Source organism: Kribbella sp. CA-253562, assembly GCF_050942265.1.
In the GTDB taxonomy this organism is placed as follows: domain Bacteria; phylum Actinomycetota; class Actinomycetes; order Propionibacteriales; family Kribbellaceae; genus Kribbella.
On sequence record NZ_CP192049.1, the window covers coordinates 8,074,657 to 8,094,659 of the forward strand.

Below are 20,003 nucleotides of genomic sequence, written 5' to 3' on the forward strand. Positions count from 1 at the left end.
TGTGCGGCGGTACTGTGCGGCGGATGCGGATCTTGTGCACGTTCATCGGGGGTAGTGGGCATTTCCGGCCGCTTGTTCCGGTTGCTCGGGCGTTGGAGGCGGCTGGGCACGAGGTTCGGGTGGCTGGGTCGGGCAAGGTGACGGCGGTTGTCGAGGCGGCGGGGTTTCGGGCGTTCGCGACGAGTGGGCCGCGGGACGCGGGGGCTCCGGCGCCGGTTCCTGAGGCGTTGGAGCCGGTTGACGCTGCGGCGGAGGAACGGCATTTCGCCGAGGCGTTCGGTGGGCGGGGCGCACGTCGGCATGCTTCGGCGCTCGTGGAGATCGCCGGGGAGTGGCGGCCGGATGTGATCGTGCGGGACGAGGCCGACTTCGGTGCTGCCGTCGCAGCGGAGAAGCTTGGCATCCCCTGTACGACGGTGCTGGTGCTCGCGGCCGGCTCGCTGCTGCGGCGGGAGCTGCTGGCCGGACCGCTCGGCGAGGTCCGCGCCGAGTACGGCCTCGCGCCGGATCCCGAGCTCGCGATGCTCGACCGCGACCTGGTCCTGTCGCCGTTCCCGCCGAGCTTCCGGCATCCGGCGTTCCCGCTGCCGGCCGGCACGTTCTCCTACCGCGCGACGGACGTCGTCCGGGCCCGGTCGGAGACTCCGACGGTCTACTTCACCCTCGGCACGGTGTTCCAGCCGGACACCGGCGACCTGTTCTCCCGCGTCGTCGCGGGCCTGCGCGACGTCGACGCGAACGTGGTCGTGACCGTCGGCGAACGCAACGACCCCGCGGCTCTCGGCCCGCAACCCGATCACGTCCGGATCGAGCGCTTCGTCCCCCAGGACGAACTCCTGCCGCACTGCGACCTGGTCGTCTCCCACGGCGGATCCGGCAGCGTGCTCGGCGCACTCGCCCATGGTCTGCCGTCGGTCGTCCTCCCGCTGGGCGCGGACCAGCCGCACAACGCCCAGCGCATCCTGGACCTCGGCCTCGGTCAGGTGCTCGACCCGGTCACCCTCACCCCGTACGACGTCACCACCGCCGTCACCACAGTTCTTGCCGATAGCAACTACCGGCAAGCGGCCGAGCAGCTCCAGGCAGAGCTCGGCGCCCTGCCCGACGTCACCAGCACCGTCCCCCTGATCGAAGCACTCGCCCGCCCCACCGACCGATGACCGACTGGACCCTGCGCGACTACACCGACACCGACGAGCCGAGCTGGCTCCGCTGCCGAGTCCTCGGCTTCCTCGACACGGCGTACTTCGACGACGTCGCCACCCACAAACCGGCCCGCGCCATCGAACTGGTCGCGATCCAGAACGGCGAAGTGGTCGGCCTGCTCGACGCCGGCATCGACGGCACCGACGCGACCATCGAGACGATCGTCGTCCACCCCGACCACCGCCGCCGCGGCATCGCCCGCGCCCTGCTGGACCAGGCATGCACCCGGCTCACAGCGCGCGGAGCACTCCAGGTCGACGCCTGGACCCGCGACGACGACGGCACGCTGGCCTGGTACGACGCGCACGGCTTCACCGAGGCGATGCGCTACCTCCACGTCTACGCCTCGACCCCGCAGGAGGCAGCCGCGTTCGCGGATCGGCCCGACCTGATGCCCCGCAGCGGCTTCTTCCACGCCTGGATCGAGCACGAAGAGACTCTGCGCGCCGAGTTCCAGCGAGTCCACGTCTGCCGCCAGTTCGTCAGGTCACTCGAGACGGAAGCAAGCTGACCGAAGGCCGGGCTGCGGACCGGCCCTCGGGGTCCCGCCGGTCAAGCCGGCCGCCGGGGCTCACCAGGCTTGAGGCTGCCCGGGGACATGCGTGCCGAAGGTCCACTCGTACCCCTCGGGATCGACCACGCGGAAGCGGTAGTTGCCCCACTCGGTGTCGCCCGGCGCCCAGATCGACTCCGCGCCGGCCGCGACCGCCGACTCGTGCACCGCGTCGACGGTCTCCTTCGACGCCACCGCGACGTACAGGCCCGACCCAGCCGTCTCGCCCTTGCGCGCCGGCCGCTCGTACCCGACCTCGTCGGTGAACACCGTGAAGGCGACACCAGTCCCGTAGCGGACCTCGGCGTGCATGATCCCGCCTTGGTCGTCGGCGAACTCCATCGTCGTCTCGAACCCGAAGGCCTTCTCCAGCCAGCGCAGCGCGGCCGGAGCGTCGCGATAGGAGAGGACGGCGTGCAAGGTGGCAGTGGTTTCAGTCATGAAACTCAGCCTGCCGAGGGTAGCGGCCAGCTGACGACCGCTACCCCGGCAACCTTCAGCGCCGGAACTGCCCCGGACCGAACACCTGCCAACCCGCCGACACCGGGTCAAGGATCGACCGCACCGGCATCGTGAAGCTCCGGACCTGCTTGGCCGGCCGGCTGATCGCCCAGAACGTCGGGTTCTTGGCCGTCGACCGGTCCCACGCGATGCCCTGCCCCTGAATGTCCGGCAGGTGAACCGTCGCCACCCACCGCAGCTCCGACCCGGCCACCGGCAGCTTCATCACGTACGCCTCGCCGAGGTCGTGCCCGGTCAGGTAGAGCCGCCCGTCCGGACCCCACGATCCACCCGAGTTGCTCATCGGCTTGAATCGGTCGAGGATCGGCTTCGGGATCGTCCAGCCGGCGACCACCTCGAAGTTGTCGTTCAGCTTCACCACCTGGGTGTTGTAGGTCTGCCCGTACGGCGTGGCCGCGTCGTCCTCGCGCGGCTTGTCGTAGTTCGCGAAGCCGGCCCACCAGGCGCCGTCGTACCGGTCGAGCCAGGTCAGCGATCCGCGCTCGATGCCGAAGCTGTGCGTGCCGACGTGCCGCATCGTGCGGGTGTCGAACACCTCGATCGACGACTCCATCGGCCACTCGGGGTAGTTCGAGTGCACGGCGTACAGCTTGCTGCCGACCACGGCCGCGCTGTCCAGGTGCTCGAACGGGCCGTCGGCGTCCCCGGCGAACTGCAGCAGCGGCTCACCCGTGCGCCGGTCGTGCTTGGTGATCGTGCGGTTGTTCACCGCGTAGAAGTACTTCGCGTCGACCGCGACCGCCTGGTTGGCGTCGAAGGCGGGGAACGACTTCACCGGCGTCGCCGAGTACGCCGGCGGCTCGGCGGCCTGGACGACGGCCCCGGCGCGAGCGGTGGAGACGCTGTCCGGGCGTGCGGTGGCGACCGAGGGGATCGCGGCCGCGACCAGCACGGTCGACGCGGCGAGCAGGGCGGGGAATTTGTTCATCGAGACCTCCGAGGGGAAAGGGGGACTCCGGCAGCCTTCGCCGGACGCCGGAACGCGCGTCGTCCACCGGATGAACCTGCTTCGTCAGGCAGATGACCGGGACATAGGCTTGCCAGGACAAACCCGACAGCGAGGGAGATCCGATGGCCCGCCCGATCGTGTTGATGCCCGGCCCGATGAACCGCTCGGTGCCGGACGGGCTGGCCGACGCGTTCGAGGTGATCCGGCTGTGGGAGGCCGACGACCCGGACGCCGTGCTGGCCGAGCGCGCCAAGGACGTGGTCGCGGTCGCGACCGGCGGGACGGCGATCGACGGCGAATTCCTGGACCAGCTGCCGAACCTGCAGATCGTCGCGAGCTTCGGTGTCGGCTACGACAAGATCGACGCCGGGGCCGCTGCCGAGCGAGGCGTCGTCGTGACCAACACCCCCGGCGTACTGGACGACGAGGTCGCGGACACCGCGATGGGCCTGCTGCTGATGACCGCCCGCGAGCTGTCCCGCGCCGAGCGGTATCTGCGCGACGGGCACTGGCACGAGCGCCCGTACCCGTTGACCAAGGCAACCTTGAGCGGCCGGAGGATGGGCATTCTCGGACTCGGCCGGATCGGTGAGGCGATCGCCCACCGGGCCGAGGCGTTCGGCATCTCTGTTGCCTATCACAACCGTCATCGCAAGGACGTGCCGTACGACTACTACCCGACGCTGGTCGAGCTGGCCGCAGCCAGCGACATCCTGATGGTGGTGATCCCGGGCGGCGCGGAAACCGAGCACCTGGTGAACGCCGAGGTCCTGTCCGCGCTCGGCCCGGACGGCATCCTGATCAACGTCGCCCGCGGAACGGTGGTCGACGAGGCCGCCCTGGTCGACGCGCTGAAGGCCGGAACGATCCTCAGCGCGGGCCTGGACGTCTTCGAGCACGAGCCCGAGGTCCACCCGGGGCTGCTCGAGCTGGACAACGCCGTCCTGCTGCCGCACGTCGGCTCGGGCAGCATCCCCACCCGGGACGCGATGGGCCGGCTCGTGGTCGAGAACCTGGTCAGCTGGTTCGAGAACGGCGTACCGGTGACGCCGGTGCAGGAGTCGGCCGAGCTGGTACGGAAATCGCGGGGCTGATCCTCAGCTGGGCTGGTCCAGGTCCCAGATGCGGCCGGTGTGCCAGGCGTACTCCCAGGCCTGGGTGTCCGGAGGTTCGATGCCGAAGCCGGTCAGGATCGCGTTGACCTGCTCGCGGTGGTGGTTGGCGTGGTTGAGCGCCTGGGCGATGAAGATCCCGGCGCGGGTCCCGCGAGTGTTGTCGTCGATGATCACCACCCGCTCGACCTCGATCGGCTTCGACAGCACGTCCTCCCAGACCAGCCGGCACTGCTCGTTCCAGCGCTCGAGGTTGTCGAAGTCGGCCGGCTCCTCGCTGTCCACGAAGTCCAGCTCCTGCTGCGCGAGCCGGCGGACGTAGCTCCCGTCGCAGCGCACGATGTGGTCCAGCGTGGCCAGGATCCCGCCGTACGTCCCGACGCCGGTGACCTCCAGCTGCTCGGGCGTGAACTCCTGCACCCGGCAGAACTCGATCAGCTGTTTCGTCGCCCAGTTGTTGTGCCGTACTGCGTCCAGCAACACCTCGTTGTTCATGGCGTAGCCCCTCGTCGACGTCACCTTCGACGCTAACCCGGTCAGCCGGTCCGCCTGAACTGATTTACCGCAGCGCGGTGAGCAGCTCCGGCCAGTGGCTGTGCAGGGTGGTGAGATGTGCCGTCGACCGCAGTTCGAGCTGGGCGTCGGGCAGCCGCTCGGCCAGCCACCGCGCGTTGCGGATCGAGACCTGCGGGTCGGCCATGCCGTGCCAGACCGTGGTCGGGCAGGTGACGTCCTCCGGCCGGAAACCCCAAGCCCGGAAGGAGATCGCGGCATCCCTGAGGTAGCCGTCTTGATTCACCAGCGCCTCCCGCGCGGCCGCGGCCAGCTCGCTCGCCGGCTGCTGGGCGAACCACTCCGCGTCGAGCGGCGGATGCCCTGTGGACCATCGCGCGGCGAGCGCGTCGTCGTCGGGATCGGCCGGATCCAGCTGGGCGACGTACTGCGCGAAGTCCGGCCGGATCCGCTCGATCGACTCCTCGACCTCCGCCTGGGCGAGGCCGGTGAAGAACTCCTGCTGATCGGGGCCCAGGTCGTCACGGTGGTACGGCGGATCGAGCTCCGGCACGATCGCCGGACTCGCGACGACCGCTGCCCGGGTGACCCGGTCGGGATGCCTCGCCGCGCAGGCCAGCGCGTACGGACCACCGATCGACATCCCGAGTACGGCGTACCGGTCGATGCCGAGCTGGTCCGCAACCGCCGCGACGTCGTCGGCGACCGACAGGTGGTCGGAGGCGGCGGCGTCCGATTTGCCGTAGCCCGGCCGGTTGACGGCGACCAGGCGCACGCCGTACTCACGCGCCGCGGGCGCTCCGGGGAACGCCGCGCGACGCGTGTCCGGGCAGCCGTGCAGGAAGAACACGGTCGTCGCGCCGACGCCGGTGTCCCAGTACTGCGCCTGCCGGCCGTCCGGCAGCTCGAGGGTGCTCAATCAGCTCTGCGGTGCGCCGATGTTGACCATCCAGGCGATACCGAACCTGTCGGTGCACATGCCGAACTCGTCGCCCCACATCTGCTTCTCCAGCGGGACCGAGACCGTTCCGCCCTCGGACAGCTTCTCCCAGTAGCCGTGCAGCTCGTCGCTGTCGTCACCGCTGAGGCTGATCGAGACGTTGGTGCCGCGGGTGTAGTCCATGCCCTGCGGCGTGTCCGAGCCCATCAGCGTGTACCCGCTCGGGGTCTCCAGCTGGCTGTGCATGATCTTGTCCGCGTCCGGCGACTCCGGCGCGCCGAACTCCCCGAACGTGTTGATCACCAGGTCGCCGCCGAACACCTCGCGGTAGAACTCCATCGCCGCCCGGGCGTCGCCGTCGAACGCGATGTAAGGATTGAGCCGAGACGCCATCACACACTCCCCTTTGACCGAATCGCCCGCCTGATGCTTCGCACCCTAGACCGCGCCGGCACCCCGGCGCGACGGCTCAGCCCCACAGTTGTCCGGCAACCTCGTCACGTCACCGTCCCAGCCCCCTCCGTAGTCATTGCCTAGGACAACCAATGCCCCTGGTTCTGGTCACCGGCCCGTCCGGCGCCGGCAAGTCCACCGTCGGCGCCGAACTCCGCCGCCGCGGTCATCCGTCGTACGACACCGACCTCGACGGACTGAGTCGCTGGTATCTGGGCGACCGCGAGGTCGCGCCGCCCGGACCGGCCGCCGACGATCGCTGGTACGCCGAGCACGTGCTCCGGCTGCCGCTCGAGACCGTCCGACGGATCGCTGCGGCGCACTCCCAGGAGCTCGCCTTCGTCTGCGGCACGGTCGGGAACGAGGGCGAGATCTGGGACCTGTTCGACGCGGTGGTCAGCCTGAGCCTGGACGAGGCGACGATCCGCCGGCGGCTGGCGACCCGTGCGCCGGGGTCGTTCGGGTCGACACCGGACGACGTCCGCCGGGTCCTGGGCTGGGCCGCGACGATCGACGAGGACAACGCCCGGTACGGCGCGCTGCTGGTCGACGCCTCGGGTCCGGTCGAGCAGGTGGCCGAGCTAATTCTCGGCGGGCTGCGCGCGCGAGGGCTAGGGTGACCCGATGATCCCCCGACACATCACCGTCGACGCCGAGAACCCTTACCAGCTGGCGGTTTTCTGGAGCCAGGCGAGCGGCTGGCCGATCTCGTCCGCCGACGCGCCCGGCGACGACGAAGTGCTGCTCGAGGCGCCGGCGCCGATCCCCGGGCTGCTGTTCATCGCCGTACCGGAGAGCAAGTCCGTGAAGAACCGGGTCCACCTCGACTGGGTCCCCGAGGGCCGCACGCGGGACGAGGAGGTCACCCGGCTGCTCGGCCTGGGTGCGACCGTGCACGAGGACCACCGATCGCCCGAGGGTCCGGGCTGGGTCACGATGCACGACCCGGAGGGCAACGAGTTCTGCGTGGAACGCAGCGCTGCTGAGCGCGGGGCCTAGGCGACCGACCTGCAGCGCCGCGGATCGCGGGATTGGCCGACAGGCTGCAGCGTCGCCGAGCGCGGGTTCTAGCCGACGGCCCGCAGCGCCGCCGCGAGCCGGCCCATGTCGTTGGTGATCGCGTCGGCGCCGGCCTCGGCCAGTTGCGCGCCGCGCTCGGCCGACTTCGCGTAGCCCACCGAGCGCGCGCCGACCCGCCGGCCGAACTCGATGTCGCTCACCGAGTCGCCCACCATCAGGCAGTTCGCGGCCGGCACGTCCAGCTCGTTCAGCACGCCGTCCAGCAACGCCGGGTTCGGTTTCATCAACGCCGGCTGCCCGAACGGCCGGCCCACCACGCCGGCCACCTGCTGCTGCAGGCCTTCCCGCTCCAGCCATTGCACGATCGACGGCGCACAATTGTTGCTCACCACAACCACCGGCCGTCCGGTCTCGGCACAGGCGGCGAGGAAGTCGACCACCCCGGCCGTCACCGGCGCCGTACCGGCCGCCTCGAGCTCGCCCGCGACCGACGCCCGCTCGACGTCCTCGACGGTGTCCGGCGCGTACGCGCCCGCGAACTCCAGCACGACCAGGTGCTCCACCGTCCGCCGTACCGCCTCGGGCAGCTCGACGCCCGCCCGCACCAAGGGCTCCCGCGCCGCGTCCCCGATCCGGCTCCCGCTCCCCATCGGGAACAGGTCCGCCACCGGCCCGTCGAAGTCGAGCAGCACCACCCGACTTCCCCGCAGCATTTCCGCAACCGTCACGACGCAAGTCTCACAGACCCCGCCGACAGTCAGTCGATCGACGTCGCCTGGGACCACCGAACCTGCCAGTTGCCGTCGTGCCCGAGCCGGTAGACGTCCAGATGCCAGGCCGACAGCCGCGCCGGCGGATTGCCCTGCACCGAGATCTCGATCGCCGACCGGTACCGCAGTACGGCGAGCGCCGCGTCCAGCATCACCTCGATGTCCGACACCGCCTCGAACCGCCGGTAGTCGATCGACCCTTCCCCGATCCCACCGAGGTACTCCTCCTTCGACCACCCCACTCCGCTCGGCGTGGTGATCCGGAAATCGTCGGCATGCAACGGCGCCGCGACCGCCATGTCCGCCGCCACCAGGGCCCGCAGCCGCTCCCGCTCGATCTCCCGCAACGCGTCAGCATCCATGGGGTCAAGTTACTCGGGCATGATGGACGTATGTCGCCGGACGAGATCCCCGAAGCGGTTGCTGGTGAGCTCGCGTTCTCGCTCAGGTGGGAGGCCGACGGCGGCGGCCTGCGGGGCGAGCTGACGGCGGTGAACGTCAGCGATCGTCCCGTGCGCCTGAGCGGGAAGCCGGGTGTGACCCCGGTCGGGACCGACGGCCTACCGCTCGACACCCTGACGGCCGTATCGCTCGAAATGCGCGAGCCCGGGTACGTCGTACTGGCGCCCGGCGAGCGGGCGACTGCGCCCGTCTGGTGGGGCGCCTGGGACGGCCCGCCCGCCGGGGACACCGCACGCATCACCTGGGAGGGCGAGGCCGAGGCCGACGTCACCGGTCCTCTGCAGCCGGAGCGCCGTGAAGGCGCGACCAATCTCTCGAGTTCCTGGTTCGCCCGCGCCGACTGATACTCGGTTGCCGCTTCGTCCCCCACGCTGCCAAGGTCAGCGGCATGCCCACCTTCACCTCGTACGACGGCACCGAGCTCGCCTACCACCTGATCGGCGACGGCGAACCACTCGTCTGCATCCCCGGCGGTCCGATGCAGGCCTCCGTCTACCTCGGCGATCTCGGCGGTCTGCCGCGGCAATTGGTGATGCTCGACCTGCGTGGCACCGGCGACTCCGCCGTACCGGCGGATCCCGCGTCGTACCGGTGCGATCGCCAAGTCGCCGACATCGAGGTCTTGCGCAACCAGCTCGGTCTGGACCAGCTGGACCTGCTGGCCCACTCCGCCGGGACCAACCTCGCGGCCCTGTACATCGCCCAGCACCCTCACCGGGTACGCCGGTACGCCCCGATCTCGCCCAGCTCGTTCGCCGTCGGAATCCCGATCACCGCGGAGATGCGGCTCGAGACGGCCCGTCAGCGCGTCGGCGAGCCGTGGTTCGACGACGCCTACGCGGCCCTCGAGCAGATCACCTCCGGCAACTTCGCCGATGACCTGTGGCAGGCGATCCGGCCGTTCTCGCACGGCCGCTGGGACGCCGCCGCGCAAGCCCTCGAAGCCGCGATCCCCGCCCAGCAGAACGAGGAGGCCGCCGCCATCTACGCCTCAGCTCTGACGCCGGACGAGACTCGTCCCGCGCTGGCGACGTTCGCCAACCCGGTTCTCGTGCTCTCCGGCCGGACCGACGTCGGCACCCCTCCCCCCTTCGCCACCCAGTACGCCGCCCTCTTCCCGAACGCCACCCTCACCATCCAGCCGGCGTCCGGTCACTTCCCCTGGCTGGACGACCCCGCCGCCTTCACCGCGGCCGTCGGCGACTTCTTCAGCGCGGTCCGTCCTGCAGCACACCACGGACCTGGTCGACAGTGACCGTTCCAGGGTCGAAGTTGCTGAGCAACCAGGTCGCGCCGGCCCGCTCGTACGGCGTACCGTCCTGTCCGGGTTCGATCTCGGCGACGTAGTCGTACGGCGCCGAGCTGTTGCGCAGGGCATCGATCTGCGCGACGGCCTCGGCGAACTGGTCCGGCGAGCTCAGATTGACCGGGAAGAACCCGTCGAGCCGCGCGGCTCGTTGCCTAGGGCGACTGTTGCCGGGAAACCCGGCCGCCCAGACCGGCACGTGCCGGCGTACCGGCGTCGGCAGGAACTGGATCCCGTCGACGGTGTAGTGCTCGCCCCGGTGGTTCACGACCTCGCCGGACCAGGCGGCGGTCAGGATCTCCAGCGACTCGTCGAGCATCTGCCCCCGGACCCGGTCGTTCAGCTCCTCACCGGTCCGGGAGAACTCCTCCCCGAACCGGTCGCTGCCCAGTCCCACCCCGAGCACGAGCCGGCCACCACCGAGCCGATCGAGCGTCGCCGTCTCGCGCGCGAGCTTGACCGGCCGGCGCCGAGGGATCGCACTGACCATCGGCCCGAACGTCAGTTGGCTCGTCGCGGTCGCGATCGCCGCCATCGTGATCCACGGATCGGCCACGGCCGACACCGGCTCACGCCAGCGGATGTGGATCCCAGACGAACACCCCGTCCCACCCGGCCTCCTCGGCCTCGGCCGCGATCCGTGCCACCACCACCGGATCGGCCAGCTCGTCGAACAACGGAAACCAGAGCGCACGTCGAGTCATACGCCGACGCTAGGAGACGCCGACGCCGGCGGGAACCCCTCGGTCCTATCCTGCACCTATGGACGTCCACTTCACCGGCGAGATCTTCTACTGGCGCGGCCCGTCCCCGTACCACTTCGTCGCCGTCCCCGACGACGAGTCGACCGACATCCAGGCGACGTCCACGTCGGTCAGCTACGGCTGGGGCATGATCCCCGTCACCGCCCGCATCGGCGACACGGAGTGGACCACGTCCCTCTATCCGAAGGACGGCAAGTACCTGCTCCCGATCAAGGACGCCATCCGCAAAGCGGAGTCCTTGGAAGAGGGCCACACCGTCACCGCGCACCTGCACATCGCCGTGTAGCCCTAGCCTCGATCCGCGTCTTGTCGGACCCGTCTGGCATCGTCGCCCGCATGCCGATCCCAAGAGCAGTCGCCGTGGTCGTCGATGGTCAACGCGCACTGGTAATCAAGCGCTACCTGCGCAAGACGTCAGCCGGCGACTGCCCCATGTGCAAAGCCGCCGGCCGACACGACGGTCTATGTCCCGGCCACCACTACGCAGTCCTCCCCGGCGGCCACGTCGAGGAAGGCGAAACTCACGAAATAACGGCAGTCCGCGAACTAACCGAGGAAACCACCCTCACCGCCCGCATCGGCCGCCTTCTGTGGACCGGCGAACACAACGGCCGACCCGCGTCGTACTTCCTGATGACCGACGTCGCCGGTACACCGACCCTGTCCGGCCCCGAAGCCGAGGCGCACCGCCCCGACAACACCTTCGAGCTGCTCTGGGCCGGGGCCGACGAGTTCGACGGCCTGGGTCTCTACCCCGCTGACGTGAAGACCCCGTTGACCAACCTGCTCCAACCCACGACCTCCAGGTAACGCCCACAGCCGGTGGAATCAGGCCGACCACGGAAGCATGCGTCTGAGGCTCGCGTGGGGCGGGTTCATTCCCCGGACCTCCATCACGCGGACGGACTTGAGGCGCGGCAGCGCCAGGAGCGGTGTGTAGTCCAAGTCGTCAGCAACGATCGTGTGCAGCAGCAGGTCTTCGAGCTGGGTGAGTTGCCGCAGGAAGCCAATCGAGTGAACGTGCGCCGTACGCGGCGACTTCCAATCGCCACCCAGCTCGAGACTTCTGAGGTCCCGCAGCCGGCCCAGAGGGCTCAGGTCGTGGGCTCGTCGCAGACCCTCGACCACGAGGCTGTTGAGCGTGGTGAGGCGCGCAAGAGGTTCGACGCTGGTGACGCAGGAGGCCCCTTTCAACGTGAGCTCTCGAAGACTTGTCAGCTCGTTCAGCGCCGACAAATCCTCGTAGTCGCCCCACTTGACCGCCAGCCGCTGAAGCTGCGTCTGCCCGCTCAGGGCCGCGAACAGCCGTTTCGGCGTCCGCGAGACGAACGTCAAGTCACGGATCCCGCTCGGCCCCGATGCGAAGAACTCGACCCACTCCCCGACCACGCGCCGCGCCTGTGCCGCCGAGTACGCCGTACCGAGTTGAGTGCAGGAGACCACGAGCACCTCTTCCCCGCCGTACTCGGCCACCTCGGTCACCATCGGCACGCCCCGACCTCGCATGTCGCGGACACTATCGCCCGTGACCGACAAGGTCGGAGGCACCAACGGCTCAGCGTGATTCGCTAGCCGCAGGCCGGCAAGGTGTTGCGGGCGAAGTCGCGCACTCTGTCGGTGGTCTTGTCGTTGTCGAAGGTCCCGATCCGAACCGTCAGCATCCTGCTGTCATGCGCCCCGGCGTTGATCTTGCCCTGTACGGCGATCCGGTCGTCCGGGACGTTGTTGCCGCTGAACGCGTACCGCATGTCGTCGGCCTGTCGCACCGTGTCGAGCGTCCACCAGGCGAGCTTGCCGGAGTTGTTCCACACGGAGTACTGGAAGCGCGTCGAACTCGACTTGCACAGGTACACGGTGACGCCGGACAACCATCCGACCGCCTTGCCGTAGGTTCGCAGCTTGCGCCAGGTCGCCGGACCGACGACACCGTCGACCCCGAGGCCGGCGTCGTCCTGGAACGACCGGACGCGGCTCCGCGTCCCCTCGCCGAACACACCGTCCACGCTGAGCCCACCCAGATTCTTCTGCAGCAGCTTCACGCAGGTCCCCCGGCTGCCGTAGCTCAAGGTGGTACCGGAACAGGACGCAGCCTCCGCGGAGGCCGGCGCCGCGGCCGAGAACACGACCGTCGCGGCGAGCACGGCGACGGTGACGGGCAGCGCCGTCAGCGCACGAGCGCGAGAGATGACTGACATGTCAGACCTTCCATCGGATTCAGGTTTCACAGGCAACAACCGGAACCTAGGGGTTCTCGTCGACACAGCGCTGCCCGTACTCCGCCCGTACCGATGCCTCCGGCAACGAGGTCCCGCCGTCGGCGAGGTCAGCCGATGCGGAGATCCCAAGGCCCGCCGTGTACCTCGAACGCGGGTTCCGGGCTGAACCCGTCCTCCAGCATCGGGTTGAAGCTCTGCACGGCATGGAGTTGGTAGGTCCCCGGCTCCAGGGGATGGATCGGTCCTGACGATTCGTTCGGGTAACCCACGTTCACCGACGACTCGTAGACGAAACTCTCCCCCGGTTCGAGGGCGAGCATGCGACCCATGTCCGGCCGATAGCCAGGCGGTCTCACCACGACACCTCCCGCGAGCACAGAGATCTCCGCACCGAACGCCGCAGTCAGCAGCCGCACTGGTGAACCACTGACATTGGTCACCCGAGTCTCGATCGCCAGGAACGCACCGGTCACCCGAATCGGCTCGTCCGGGATCGAGGCCGTCATCCGCAGCGGCACCTCATCACGTTCCATCAACCAATGATCGCCGTCTGCGCTGGCGAAACGGAAGTTCATTCTGGGATGGAGCATCGTTGCCCAGGTCCGGGAGAAGATGTTCATGTGCAGACCTCAAGCATCCCGCGGTCCATCGCAGGCGCCGCCCTGCGCTGGATCCTGGGATTGCCTCGGCTGCCTGAGCTACCGCCGCTGGATCATGCGACCCACCGTGCATACGAGGAGTTCACCAAGAGCTACGTCGACCCACCCGGCTCGCAGCAGCGACTACAACCGCCAGGGCTCACTACGACCTACCTGCAATGGCTCGCGAACCATCGGCAAGTCCTGTTCCACGGCAGCAAGCGCGACAACCTCAGCGAGCTGAGACCAGACCGCGAGTCCGAAGACAGTACGGCGTTCGGTAACCAGCGCGCGGTGTTCGCCTCGGACGATCCGGTCTGGGCGATGTGGTTCGCCCTGCTGGCGCGCGGGCCAGGCTTTCGGTCCACGCGCAACGGCGCCTGGTCGATGCGCGGTGAAACGACCTGGCAGTACTTCTTCTCGGTCGACGCCGACCAGCCGGACGAGGAACTGCTCACCGACGGTTGGCTCTACGTGGTCCCTCGAGCTGGATTCACGGTCGAGCCCGCGATTGCAGGACTGCTGCAATCAGCCCAATGGGTCAGCCCCGACCCCGTCGGTCCACTGGCGCGAATTGCTGTCACACCGGCGGACTTCCCGCTCACCAGCGCCATCGGACGCCACACCGGCAGCGAGTCCATGTTCCGCACCCTTCGCAACGCCCGCAGAACATCCCGTCGCTAGTTGCTGCAGGCATCAATTCCCAAGAGCGTCCGCCAGAATCCGTACCCCACGCCGAATCCGCGACTCGTTCACATTCCCGAAGCCGATCACCAGCGCAGGACTGAACACAGTCGACCCGACCGCCGGAGGTACCCGGTAACGCCCCAGCGCATAAACCCGTACGCCGTCCGCCGCCGCGCGATCGACCACCGTTTCCTCGTCCAGCCGAGCCGGCAACCGCAGCAGCGCATGACACCCCGCGTCCAATCCCTCCAGCCGAACATGCGGAGCACGCTCGGCAAGCTCGGCCACCAGCACCCGCCGGCGCGCATGGTAGATCTCCCGCATCCGCCGCAGATGCCGGTCGAACCGCCCCGACTCGATCATCACCGCGAGCGCGATCTGATCGAGCGCCGGAACACCACGACTGGCCAAATGCTTCTCCCGCGTCAGCGCTTCGACCAGCCGCGGCGGCGCAAGCAGCCACCCAATCCGTAGCCCCGGCGCCAACGTCTTACTGACCGACCCCAGCACCACCACCCGATCGGGCGCCAGCCCCTGTAGCGAACCGACCGGCTGCCGGTCGTACCGGAACTCGGCGTCGTAGTCGTCCTCCAGGATCAACCCGTCGACCTCCTCGGCCCACGCGATCAGGTCGCGGCGCCGTCGCCCGCTCAGTACGACGCCGGTCGGGCACTGATGGGCCGGCGTGACCAGGACCGCCCGGGCGCCGGAGCGCGCCAGCGCCTCCACGTCAACGCCCTCCTCGTCGACGGGTACCGCCACCGGCGTGAGCCCCGCCCGGACGGCGAGCTCGTCGTGCTCACGAGGTCCCGGATCCTCCAGCGCGACGCTGTGGTGGCCGCCGCGGGCGAGCGCGCCGAGGACCAGGTTGAGGCCTTGGCGGAAGCCGTTCACGACCACCGTGTGGGCCGCTTCGGCGGCGCCCGCGCGGACGCGCCGGTGGTAACCCACCAGGACCCCGCGCAGCTGCTCCGACCCGGTGTCCGGTTCGTCGCCCATGGCCGCGGACGGACCGACCCGGCCGGCCTGGGACAGCGCCCACATCCAGTCCTGCATCGGGAAGGAGGCCAAGTCGGGAATGCCGTACTCGAAGTCCACCTCGACCGGCTGCGGCCGCGGAGGCCGGACCACCTCGATGGCCTTCGTACGACGTACAGCGGCGCCCCGCGCGACCCGCGTCCCGGATCCGGTGACGGTGATCAGGTACCCCTCGGCAACGAGTTGCTCGTAACACTCCACGACCAGCCCGCGGGACACCCCCAGCTGCTCCGCGAGCGACCGGCTCGACGGCAGCCGCTCCTCGTCCGACAGTCGACCGCCCCGGATCGCGTCCCGCAACTGTCGCTGGATCTGCTGCCCCAGTGGCTCGGCGCTCGCACGGTCGAGACCGATGAGCAGCTCCGGCACCACGCCCGTCCAGCGCACGGTCATCGGCGCCGCCTCAACTGGTCCACTCCGCGACCTCGCAATCGGTCCTTCAGGGGTGTCCGATCCTCGCCCAGGATGAACACACAGACAAGCCCAAGCAGGAGGCACTTCGATGCGCAAGATCGTCAACTCGACGTTCGTCACCCTGGACGGCGTGATGAACCACATGGACCTGTGGCATTTCGACTTCATCGACGCCGACTCCGACGCGCTGGCGCTCGAGCAGATCACCGCCGCCGGCGCGATGCTGATGGGCCGGCACACCTATGAGGTGTACGCCGGCGCCTGGCCCGGCCGCGACGGTGAGTACGCCGAACGCATCAACGCGATCCCGAAGTACGTGGCGTCCACGACCCTCACCGACCCGAAGTGGGCGAACACCGAGGTCCTCGCAGGCAACCTGACCGACGAGGTCCGCCGCCTCAAATCCACCGACGGCGGCACCATCCTCATGCACGGCTTCGGCCCGGTCGCCAAGACTTTGCTCGCGGAGGGCCTCCTTGACGAGCTGCACCTCTGGTACCACCCGTCGCTCGTCGGCGTCGGCACCGCCGACGACCGCCTGCACACCGAAGGCCTGACCGCCCACCTCCGGCACGCCGGCGTCCGCCCGCTCGCCTCCGGCGTCGTGGTCCTGTCGTACGAGGCGGTTCCGCGATGAGCCACTACCAGCTCCGGCGGACCTTCAACGCGACCCCCGAGCAGGTCTTCCGCTTCTTCGTCGAGCCAGAGCCCTTCTCGCAATGGTTCGTCGTCCCCGGCTTCCGGACCGAATCCGTCCAAATGGACGCCCGCCCCGGCAGGTCGGTCCAGGCCATCATGGTTGCCGACGACAACAACACCGAACTCCCCTTCACCGTCCAGTACGGCGACGTCGAACCACCCCACCGCGTCGTACTGCGTCCAGGCGACGACGAGGAGGTCACCATCACGCTCTCTCCCACGCCCGACGGCACCGAGCTGACCTACGACTACACCGGCCCAGCCGCCGGCCCGGCAGACCAATCCGCCGTCGACACCATGCTCGACCAGATCGCCCGCCACCTGTGACCCTCGGGCCTCCAACCAGAATCGGAAGCCGTCGCACCTCGCGCCGGCCAGAGACAACTGACAAGGTGAACAAATGCTGAATCAGGTAGCCGACGGCGTCTGGGTCCGGCAGAGCGAGTGGGTCTGGAGCAATGCGACCGTCGTACGCGGGGACGAGGGGTTGATCATCGTCGACCCCGGCATCGACGGTTCCGACCTCAACCAACTTGCCGACGACGTGGACCAGCTGGGCATTCCGGTCGTCGCCGGGTTCTCCACCCATCCCCACTGGGACCACCTGCTCTGGCATCCCCGGTTCGGCGACGTACCCCGCTACGCCACCTCCGGAGCCGCCCAAACCGCCAGCGAAGCCCGAGAGCGAGCGCAGGCAGCGGCCGCGGAAAACGCGTCGGACATCCCGCTCGACCTCGTCGCCCTCCTCGCCCCACTACCCGCCGACGGAGCACCCGTGCCCGGTGAGATCATCGAGCACCAAGCCCACGCCATCGGCCACGCCGCCATCCTCCTCGCGGACCGCGGCGTCCTGATCGCCGGCGACATGCTGTCCGACGTACTGATCCCCCTCCTCGACCCCCGCCGCCCGGATCAGGTCAGCGCGTACGAGACAGCACTCGACCGACTCGCCGAGGCCGCCCAGCACGCCGACGTCCTGATCCCCGGCCACGGCGCCGTCGCCAGGGGCCCTGAGATAGCAGCCCGCCTCGCCGCCGACCGCGCGTACATCGACGCGCTCCGACGAGGAGATGAGGCGGACGACGCCCGCCTGGCCCAAGACTGGCTCTCAGGCCCTCACCAGTCGAACCTGAAGCAGGCCCGACACTCCTCCGGATGAACGTCGGCGTCAGCGCTACGCGGCCCCGGTGAGGCTTTGGTAGATCAGCCGAACCGATGCCTCTAGCACCCATCACCAATGGTGGACTGTCAGTGTGTTGAGATCTCTGCACCCGGGAGTTCGCGCAGCGTTCGTAGTGGGCTGAGCAGTGCGAAGACCGTGCCGCTGGTCATCACCAGGCTGCTGATCACCAGGGTCGCGCGGAATCCGACCAGGGCGCCGAGGGCACCGCCGAGGAGAGCGCCGATCGGTTGCATTCCGAAGACCAGGAATCGCCAGGTGGCCTGAGTTCGGGCGAGAAGTTCGGGTGCGATCAGGATCTGGCGGATGGTCTGCTGGTTGATCCCGTACAGCGTCGGGCCCCAGCCACGCAGGAGTTGCGCGATGATCACAACCGCCAGCACCAGTACCGCGGGCCCTCCTGCGGCCGCCATCACCAGCCCGGCCAGGCTCGACAACGTCATACCGGCGATGAAGGCCGGCCCATTGCCGAGCCGACCAGTGATCTGCACCCCGACGGCGGCGCCAACGATTCCGGCGACCCCGGCCACGGCGATCACCAGGCCGACCAGTCCGGCCGACAAGCCAAGGTCACGCACCAGGAACAGCACCACGATCACCACCTGCATCCGACCGGCCAACGCACCGACAGTGGCGGCGATCGTGGTGGCTCGCAGCGCCGGGTGCTCGAGCGCTGCCCGCATGCCGCCCCAGATGCCCTTCACCATCGACTCTCTGCTCGGGTTGGCGGCAGTCGATCGGCCCGCGACGGTGATCCGTGCCTTTGCGATGGCCGAGACCAGGAACGAGGCAGCATCGACAGCGATCGCGACTGGGGCGGTGAGGAGCTGAACCAGCACGCCGCCGAGCGCACTACCGCTGGTCGCGACGACGGAGTTGCTGAGCGCGAACGCGCTGTTGGCCGCCAGCAATTCGTGGCGCGGCACCAGCACGGGTGCGAACGACTGAGCCGCAATCGCGGAGAACAGGCCGCAGGTCCCAGTGATCACGACGACGACGTACAGCTGCCACATCTGCAACAGTCCCGTCGCGGCCAGAACCGGCACTGCTGTCAACGAGACGGCGGCCAACAGGTCAGCACCGACAAGGACTCGGCGGTACGACAGCCGATCAACCCACACTCCAGCCGGCAGCCCCAGGACGAGGTGCGGTAGGAACGAGAACGCTCCCAGCAATCCCATCTGCACCGGCGATGCGCCGAGGACCAGGACAGCTGTCAGAGGCAACGCCACTGTCGTCACGCTCGATCCCAGGAGCGAGATCGAGTTGCCACCGAACAACCGACGGAAGTCCCGATGGTCGACCAAGACACGCCACTGGACTTTCACCGACCCCAGTAAACCCGCGCCAACCGGCGTCGGCGCGGAGGGACGAGAGCACGGGGCCCGCGCCTTGGTTTTCCCGACAGTCTGTCGTAATCTGCTTTTGCGACACACTGTCGAATAAAGGGGCGTTGCCATGAGCGCAGAGACCGATCGCGCCGAGATCATCGAGCTGTTCGGGCGGTACGCCGATATCGCGGACTTGAAGGAGTTCACCGCTCTGCCCCGGCTCGTCCACACGGATCCGTTGACCATCGACTTCGAGTCGGTCACCGGGATGCCGCCGATGACGGTTTCACTGAGCGAGTACGGTGCTGCGCTCCGCGGCTCGTTCGGCGCCTTCACCGCGACTCATCACGCGATCACCGGGCACGTCGTCACGATCGACGGCGACCGCGCGACGATCCACGCGCATGTCCGCGCCGAGCACTGGCTCCCCAAGGAGGTCACCGGCGACGGACCCGATCGCTGGCTGGTGGTCGGCTTCTACGACAACGAGGCGGTTCGGACGGCCGACGGCTGGCGCCTCAGCAGCGTGAAGCTCACCGCGGCGCACCAGGAGAACGCGCACCTGGCGAGCGCCGCTGCGGCAGGGCAGGGCAGGTAAGTGCCACGGATCCGCGGCGGCAGTCTCGAGGAACACCACGAACTGGTGTGGGCCGACCTCGCGGACGCGACGCGCCGCCTGCTGATCGAGCGCGACTACGACTCGATCAACCTGGGACACATCGCGGCCGAGGCCGGGATCGCGCGGAACACCCTCTACAACTACGCCCCCGACAAGGCGGCGCTCGTCCAGGCGCTGACCGAGCGAGCGAGCCGGCCGATGCTCGAGCAGGTGACCGCGATCGCCGCGCGTACGGCGGAATCCGCCGCGGACCGGTTGCGCGCGATCGTCGAGGCGGTGCTGGAGGCGTCCACCGACCAGGCTCTGCAGCCGATGTTCCGGCCGGGTGCCGGTCCGCTGATCGACGAGTTGGCGAAGGCGCCTGTCGGGCCGTTCCACGCGGTCGTGGCCGAGGTGGAGAACGTCGTCCGGGACGGCATCGCTCGCGAGGAGTTCCGCCAGGTCGACGACGTACCCCTGACGGTGGAGTTGTTGTCCGGCGCGATGCGAGCGGCGGCCGAGCGTATCGGCCGCGACCCCGCCGCCTTCGCAGCAACGGTCCGCTCCGCGCAGGAGGTCATCCTCGCGTCAGTAGCCCGCTAGCTCGTGCGGCGGGCGACGGCAGTCCGACC

Annotated in this window: 29 protein-coding genes; 15 read left to right on the forward strand and 14 right to left on the reverse strand. The window is 69.1% G+C overall.

What is annotated here, in order from left to right; genetic code table 11:
* Window positions 1-23: 23 nt before the first annotated feature.
* Entirely contained in the window at window positions 24-1,160 is a 1,137-nt protein-coding gene (locus ACQPXM_RS38380; RefSeq protein ID WP_432942896.1) for a glycosyltransferase, read from the forward strand.
* Entirely contained in the window at window positions 1,157-1,717 is a 561-nt protein-coding gene (locus tag ACQPXM_RS38385) for a GNAT family N-acetyltransferase (RefSeq protein WP_432942897.1), read from the forward strand. The genes ACQPXM_RS38380 and ACQPXM_RS38385 overlap by 4 nt, the downstream gene beginning before the upstream one ends.
* Window positions 1,718-1,777: 60 nt before the next feature.
* Here ACQPXM_RS38385 and ACQPXM_RS38390 read toward each other — a convergent pair whose 3' ends face one another.
* The gene (locus ACQPXM_RS38390; RefSeq protein ID WP_432942898.1) at window positions 1,778-2,200 is read right to left on the reverse strand and encodes a VOC family protein; all 423 of its coding nucleotides are present in this window, start codon (window positions 2,198-2,200) and stop codon (window positions 1,778-1,780) included.
* 55 nt (window positions 2,201-2,255) lie between these two features.
* Window positions 2,256-3,209 carry a hypothetical protein gene (locus tag ACQPXM_RS38395; protein ID WP_432942899.1) on the reverse strand — a complete coding sequence of 318 codons (954 nt, stop codon included), beginning with the start codon at window positions 3,207-3,209 and terminating at the stop codon, window positions 2,256-2,258.
* A 143-nt stretch (window positions 3,210-3,352) separates the two neighbouring features.
* Between ACQPXM_RS38395 and ACQPXM_RS38400 the strand changes: the two genes are divergently transcribed.
* Window positions 3,353-4,324: a 2-hydroxyacid dehydrogenase gene (locus tag ACQPXM_RS38400; protein ID WP_432942900.1), complete on the forward strand. Its 972-nt coding sequence runs from the start codon at window positions 3,353-3,355 to the stop codon at window positions 4,322-4,324.
* Between the two features lie 3 nt (window positions 4,325-4,327).
* On the opposite strand, the gene ACQPXM_RS38405 is transcribed toward ACQPXM_RS38400, so the two are convergent.
* From ACQPXM_RS38405 to ACQPXM_RS38415, 3 genes are all read right to left on the reverse strand, one after another.
* Entirely contained in the window at window positions 4,328-4,837 is a 510-nt protein-coding gene (locus tag ACQPXM_RS38405; RefSeq protein ID WP_432942901.1) for a DinB family protein, read from the reverse strand.
* A gap of 64 nt (window positions 4,838-4,901) precedes the next feature.
* A complete protein-coding gene (locus ACQPXM_RS38410; RefSeq protein ID WP_432942902.1) occupies window positions 4,902-5,774 on the reverse strand; it encodes an alpha/beta fold hydrolase in 873 nt (290 codons plus the stop codon).
* On the reverse strand, window positions 5,775-6,188 hold the full coding sequence (locus ACQPXM_RS38415; protein WP_432942903.1) for a VOC family protein: 414 nt from the start codon (window positions 6,186-6,188) through the stop codon (window positions 5,775-5,777). It abuts the gene before it with no gap.
* A 152-nt stretch (window positions 6,189-6,340) separates the two neighbouring features.
* Here ACQPXM_RS38415 and ACQPXM_RS38420 point away from each other — a divergent pair, with 152 nt between their 5' ends.
* Both ACQPXM_RS38420 and ACQPXM_RS38425 read left to right on the forward strand, forming a co-directional pair.
* On the forward strand, window positions 6,341-6,868 hold the full coding sequence (locus ACQPXM_RS38420; RefSeq protein WP_432942904.1) for an AAA family ATPase: 528 nt from the start codon (window positions 6,341-6,343) through the stop codon (window positions 6,866-6,868).
* A gap of 4 nt (window positions 6,869-6,872) precedes the next feature.
* Window positions 6,873-7,247 (forward strand): VOC family protein, encoded by a 375-nt coding sequence (locus ACQPXM_RS38425; protein ID WP_432942905.1) that lies wholly within the window; start codon window positions 6,873-6,875, stop codon window positions 7,245-7,247.
* A gap of 68 nt (window positions 7,248-7,315) precedes the next feature.
* Here ACQPXM_RS38425 and ACQPXM_RS38430 read toward each other — a convergent pair whose 3' ends face one another.
* Both ACQPXM_RS38430 and ACQPXM_RS38435 read right to left on the reverse strand, forming a co-directional pair.
* Window positions 7,316-7,996, reverse strand: coding sequence for an HAD family hydrolase (locus tag ACQPXM_RS38430; protein ID WP_432942906.1), 681 nt, complete (start codon window positions 7,994-7,996; stop codon window positions 7,316-7,318).
* A 29-nt stretch (window positions 7,997-8,025) separates the two neighbouring features.
* The gene (locus ACQPXM_RS38435; protein ID WP_432942907.1) at window positions 8,026-8,400 is read right to left on the reverse strand and encodes a nuclear transport factor 2 family protein; all 375 of its coding nucleotides are present in this window, start codon (window positions 8,398-8,400) and stop codon (window positions 8,026-8,028) included.
* 30 nt (window positions 8,401-8,430) lie between these two features.
* Between ACQPXM_RS38435 and ACQPXM_RS38440 the strand changes: the two genes are divergently transcribed.
* The gene (locus tag ACQPXM_RS38440) at window positions 8,431-8,844 is read left to right on the forward strand and encodes a DUF4232 domain-containing protein (protein ID WP_432942908.1); all 414 of its coding nucleotides are present in this window, start codon (window positions 8,431-8,433) and stop codon (window positions 8,842-8,844) included.
* Window positions 8,845-8,888: 44 nt separating this feature from the next.
* Window positions 8,889-9,755: an alpha/beta fold hydrolase gene (locus ACQPXM_RS38445; RefSeq protein WP_432942909.1), complete on the forward strand. Its 867-nt coding sequence runs from the start codon at window positions 8,889-8,891 to the stop codon at window positions 9,753-9,755.
* Here ACQPXM_RS38445 and ACQPXM_RS38450 read toward each other — a convergent pair.
* A complete protein-coding gene (locus ACQPXM_RS38450) occupies window positions 9,709-10,362 on the reverse strand; it encodes an LLM class flavin-dependent oxidoreductase (RefSeq protein WP_432942910.1) in 654 nt (217 codons plus the stop codon). The two genes, ACQPXM_RS38445 and ACQPXM_RS38450, sit on opposite strands and share 47 nt — an antisense overlap.
* A gap of 13 nt (window positions 10,363-10,375) precedes the next feature.
* A complete protein-coding gene (locus ACQPXM_RS38455) occupies window positions 10,376-10,510 on the reverse strand; it encodes a hypothetical protein (RefSeq protein ID WP_432942911.1) in 135 nt (44 codons plus the stop codon).
* A 58-nt stretch (window positions 10,511-10,568) separates the two neighbouring features.
* On the opposite strand from ACQPXM_RS38455, the gene ACQPXM_RS38460 reads away from it, so the two are divergent.
* Window positions 10,569-10,856, forward strand: a complete 288-nt coding sequence (locus ACQPXM_RS38460; protein WP_432942912.1) for a DUF1905 domain-containing protein — start codon at window positions 10,569-10,571, stop codon at window positions 10,854-10,856.
* A gap of 50 nt (window positions 10,857-10,906) precedes the next feature.
* Window positions 10,907-11,380 (forward strand): NUDIX domain-containing protein, encoded by a 474-nt coding sequence (locus ACQPXM_RS38465; protein WP_432942913.1) that lies wholly within the window; start codon window positions 10,907-10,909, stop codon window positions 11,378-11,380.
* An 18-nt stretch (window positions 11,381-11,398) separates the two neighbouring features.
* Here the strand turns inward: ACQPXM_RS38465 and ACQPXM_RS38470 are convergent, their stop codons facing one another.
* The 3 genes from ACQPXM_RS38470 to ACQPXM_RS38480 form a co-directional block, all read right to left on the reverse strand.
* Complete coding sequence (locus ACQPXM_RS38470) at window positions 11,399-12,076, reverse strand: hypothetical protein (RefSeq protein WP_432942914.1); 678 nt, start codon at window positions 12,074-12,076, stop codon at window positions 11,399-11,401.
* 62 nt (window positions 12,077-12,138) lie between these two features.
* Window positions 12,139-12,765, reverse strand: a complete 627-nt coding sequence (locus ACQPXM_RS38475; RefSeq protein ID WP_432942915.1) for a peptidoglycan-binding domain-containing protein — start codon at window positions 12,763-12,765, stop codon at window positions 12,139-12,141.
* 128 nt (window positions 12,766-12,893) lie between these two features.
* A complete protein-coding gene (locus ACQPXM_RS38480; RefSeq protein WP_432942916.1) occupies window positions 12,894-13,361 on the reverse strand; it encodes a hypothetical protein in 468 nt (155 codons plus the stop codon).
* Window positions 13,362-13,367: 6 nt separating this feature from the next.
* On the opposite strand from ACQPXM_RS38480, the gene ACQPXM_RS38485 reads away from it, so the two are divergent.
* A complete protein-coding gene (locus ACQPXM_RS38485) occupies window positions 13,368-14,108 on the forward strand; it encodes a hypothetical protein (protein ID WP_432942917.1) in 741 nt (246 codons plus the stop codon).
* Between the two features lie 12 nt (window positions 14,109-14,120).
* On the opposite strand, the gene ACQPXM_RS38490 is transcribed toward ACQPXM_RS38485, so the two are convergent.
* The gene (locus ACQPXM_RS38490; RefSeq protein ID WP_432942918.1) at window positions 14,121-15,542 is read right to left on the reverse strand and encodes a PLP-dependent aminotransferase family protein; all 1,422 of its coding nucleotides are present in this window, start codon (window positions 15,540-15,542) and stop codon (window positions 14,121-14,123) included.
* A gap of 109 nt (window positions 15,543-15,651) precedes the next feature.
* On the opposite strand from ACQPXM_RS38490, the gene ACQPXM_RS38495 reads away from it, so the two are divergent.
* The 3 genes from ACQPXM_RS38495 (at window position 15,652) to ACQPXM_RS38505 (ending at window position 17,421) form a co-directional block, all read left to right on the forward strand.
* Window positions 15,652-16,200 carry a dihydrofolate reductase family protein gene (locus ACQPXM_RS38495; RefSeq protein ID WP_432942919.1) on the forward strand — a complete coding sequence of 183 codons (549 nt, stop codon included), beginning with the start codon at window positions 15,652-15,654 and terminating at the stop codon, window positions 16,198-16,200.
* Complete coding sequence (locus ACQPXM_RS38500) at window positions 16,197-16,589, forward strand: SRPBCC family protein (RefSeq protein ID WP_432942920.1); 393 nt, start codon at window positions 16,197-16,199, stop codon at window positions 16,587-16,589. Before ACQPXM_RS38495 ends, ACQPXM_RS38500 begins: the two co-directional genes overlap by 4 nt.
* Window positions 16,590-16,662: 73 nt before the next feature.
* Complete coding sequence (locus tag ACQPXM_RS38505) at window positions 16,663-17,421, forward strand: MBL fold metallo-hydrolase (protein WP_432942921.1); 759 nt, start codon at window positions 16,663-16,665, stop codon at window positions 17,419-17,421.
* 89 nt (window positions 17,422-17,510) lie between these two features.
* Here the strand turns inward: ACQPXM_RS38505 and ACQPXM_RS38510 are convergent, their stop codons facing one another.
* Window positions 17,511-18,902, reverse strand: a complete 1,392-nt coding sequence (locus tag ACQPXM_RS38510; protein ID WP_432942922.1) for an MFS transporter — start codon at window positions 18,900-18,902, stop codon at window positions 17,511-17,513.
* On the opposite strand from ACQPXM_RS38510, the gene ACQPXM_RS38515 reads away from it, so the two are divergent.
* Together ACQPXM_RS38515 and ACQPXM_RS38520 are read left to right on the forward strand one after the other, a co-directional pair.
* Window positions 18,901-19,371: a nuclear transport factor 2 family protein gene (locus tag ACQPXM_RS38515; RefSeq protein WP_432942923.1), complete on the forward strand. Its 471-nt coding sequence runs from the start codon at window positions 18,901-18,903 to the stop codon at window positions 19,369-19,371. The two genes, ACQPXM_RS38510 and ACQPXM_RS38515, sit on opposite strands and share 2 nt — an antisense overlap.
* Window positions 19,372-19,974 carry a TetR/AcrR family transcriptional regulator gene (locus ACQPXM_RS38520; protein ID WP_432942924.1) on the forward strand — a complete coding sequence of 201 codons (603 nt, stop codon included), beginning with the start codon at window positions 19,372-19,374 and terminating at the stop codon, window positions 19,972-19,974.
* Window positions 19,975-20,003 lie beyond the last annotated feature (29 nt).

Bases quoted from the DNA above. Each gene is read 5' to 3' on its own strand.
- ACQPXM_RS38380 (WP_432942896.1), top strand. From the start codon at position 24: ATGCGGATCTTGTGCACGTTCATCGGGGGTAGTGGGCATTTCCGGCCG.
- ACQPXM_RS38385 (WP_432942897.1), top strand. From the start codon at position 1,157: ATGACCGACTGGACCCTGCGCGACTACACCGACACCGACGAGCCGAGC.
- ACQPXM_RS38390 (WP_432942898.1), bottom strand. From the start codon at position 2,200: ATGACTGAAACCACTGCCACCTTGCACGCCGTCCTCTCCTATCGCGAC.
- ACQPXM_RS38395 (WP_432942899.1), bottom strand. From the start codon at position 3,209: ATGAACAAATTCCCCGCCCTGCTCGCCGCGTCGACCGTGCTGGTCGCG.
- ACQPXM_RS38400 (WP_432942900.1), top strand. From the start codon at position 3,353: ATGGCCCGCCCGATCGTGTTGATGCCCGGCCCGATGAACCGCTCGGTG.
- ACQPXM_RS38405 (WP_432942901.1), bottom strand. From the start codon at position 4,837: ATGAACAACGAGGTGTTGCTGGACGCAGTACGGCACAACAACTGGGCG.
- ACQPXM_RS38415 (WP_432942903.1), bottom strand. From the start codon at position 6,188: ATGGCGTCTCGGCTCAATCCTTACATCGCGTTCGACGGCGACGCCCGG.
- ACQPXM_RS38420 (WP_432942904.1), top strand. From the start codon at position 6,341: ATGCCCCTGGTTCTGGTCACCGGCCCGTCCGGCGCCGGCAAGTCCACC.
- ACQPXM_RS38425 (WP_432942905.1), top strand. From the start codon at position 6,873: ATGATCCCCCGACACATCACCGTCGACGCCGAGAACCCTTACCAGCTG.
- ACQPXM_RS38435 (WP_432942907.1), bottom strand. From the start codon at position 8,400: ATGGATGCTGACGCGTTGCGGGAGATCGAGCGGGAGCGGCTGCGGGCC.
- ACQPXM_RS38440 (WP_432942908.1), top strand. From the start codon at position 8,431: ATGTCGCCGGACGAGATCCCCGAAGCGGTTGCTGGTGAGCTCGCGTTC.
- ACQPXM_RS38445 (WP_432942909.1), top strand. From the start codon at position 8,889: ATGCCCACCTTCACCTCGTACGACGGCACCGAGCTCGCCTACCACCTG.
- ACQPXM_RS38455 (WP_432942911.1), bottom strand. From the start codon at position 10,510: ATGACTCGACGTGCGCTCTGGTTTCCGTTGTTCGACGAGCTGGCCGAT.
- ACQPXM_RS38460 (WP_432942912.1), top strand. From the start codon at position 10,569: ATGGACGTCCACTTCACCGGCGAGATCTTCTACTGGCGCGGCCCGTCC.
- ACQPXM_RS38465 (WP_432942913.1), top strand. From the start codon at position 10,907: ATGCCGATCCCAAGAGCAGTCGCCGTGGTCGTCGATGGTCAACGCGCA.
- ACQPXM_RS38470 (WP_432942914.1), bottom strand. From the start codon at position 12,076: ATGCGAGGTCGGGGCGTGCCGATGGTGACCGAGGTGGCCGAGTACGGC.
- ACQPXM_RS38475 (WP_432942915.1), bottom strand. From the start codon at position 12,765: ATGTCAGTCATCTCTCGCGCTCGTGCGCTGACGGCGCTGCCCGTCACC.
- ACQPXM_RS38480 (WP_432942916.1), bottom strand. From the start codon at position 13,361: ATGAACTTCCGTTTCGCCAGCGCAGACGGCGATCATTGGTTGATGGAA.
- ACQPXM_RS38485 (WP_432942917.1), top strand. From the start codon at position 13,368: ATGGAGCATCGTTGCCCAGGTCCGGGAGAAGATGTTCATGTGCAGACC.
- ACQPXM_RS38490 (WP_432942918.1), bottom strand. From the start codon at position 15,542: ATGACCGTGCGCTGGACGGGCGTGGTGCCGGAGCTGCTCATCGGTCTC.
- ACQPXM_RS38495 (WP_432942919.1), top strand. From the start codon at position 15,652: ATGCGCAAGATCGTCAACTCGACGTTCGTCACCCTGGACGGCGTGATG.
- ACQPXM_RS38500 (WP_432942920.1), top strand. From the start codon at position 16,197: ATGAGCCACTACCAGCTCCGGCGGACCTTCAACGCGACCCCCGAGCAG.
- ACQPXM_RS38505 (WP_432942921.1), top strand. From the start codon at position 16,663: ATGCTGAATCAGGTAGCCGACGGCGTCTGGGTCCGGCAGAGCGAGTGG.
- ACQPXM_RS38515 (WP_432942923.1), top strand. From the start codon at position 18,901: ATGAGCGCAGAGACCGATCGCGCCGAGATCATCGAGCTGTTCGGGCGG.
- ACQPXM_RS38510 (WP_432942922.1), bottom strand. From the start codon at position 18,902: ATGGCAACGCCCCTTTATTCGACAGTGTGTCGCAAAAGCAGATTACGA.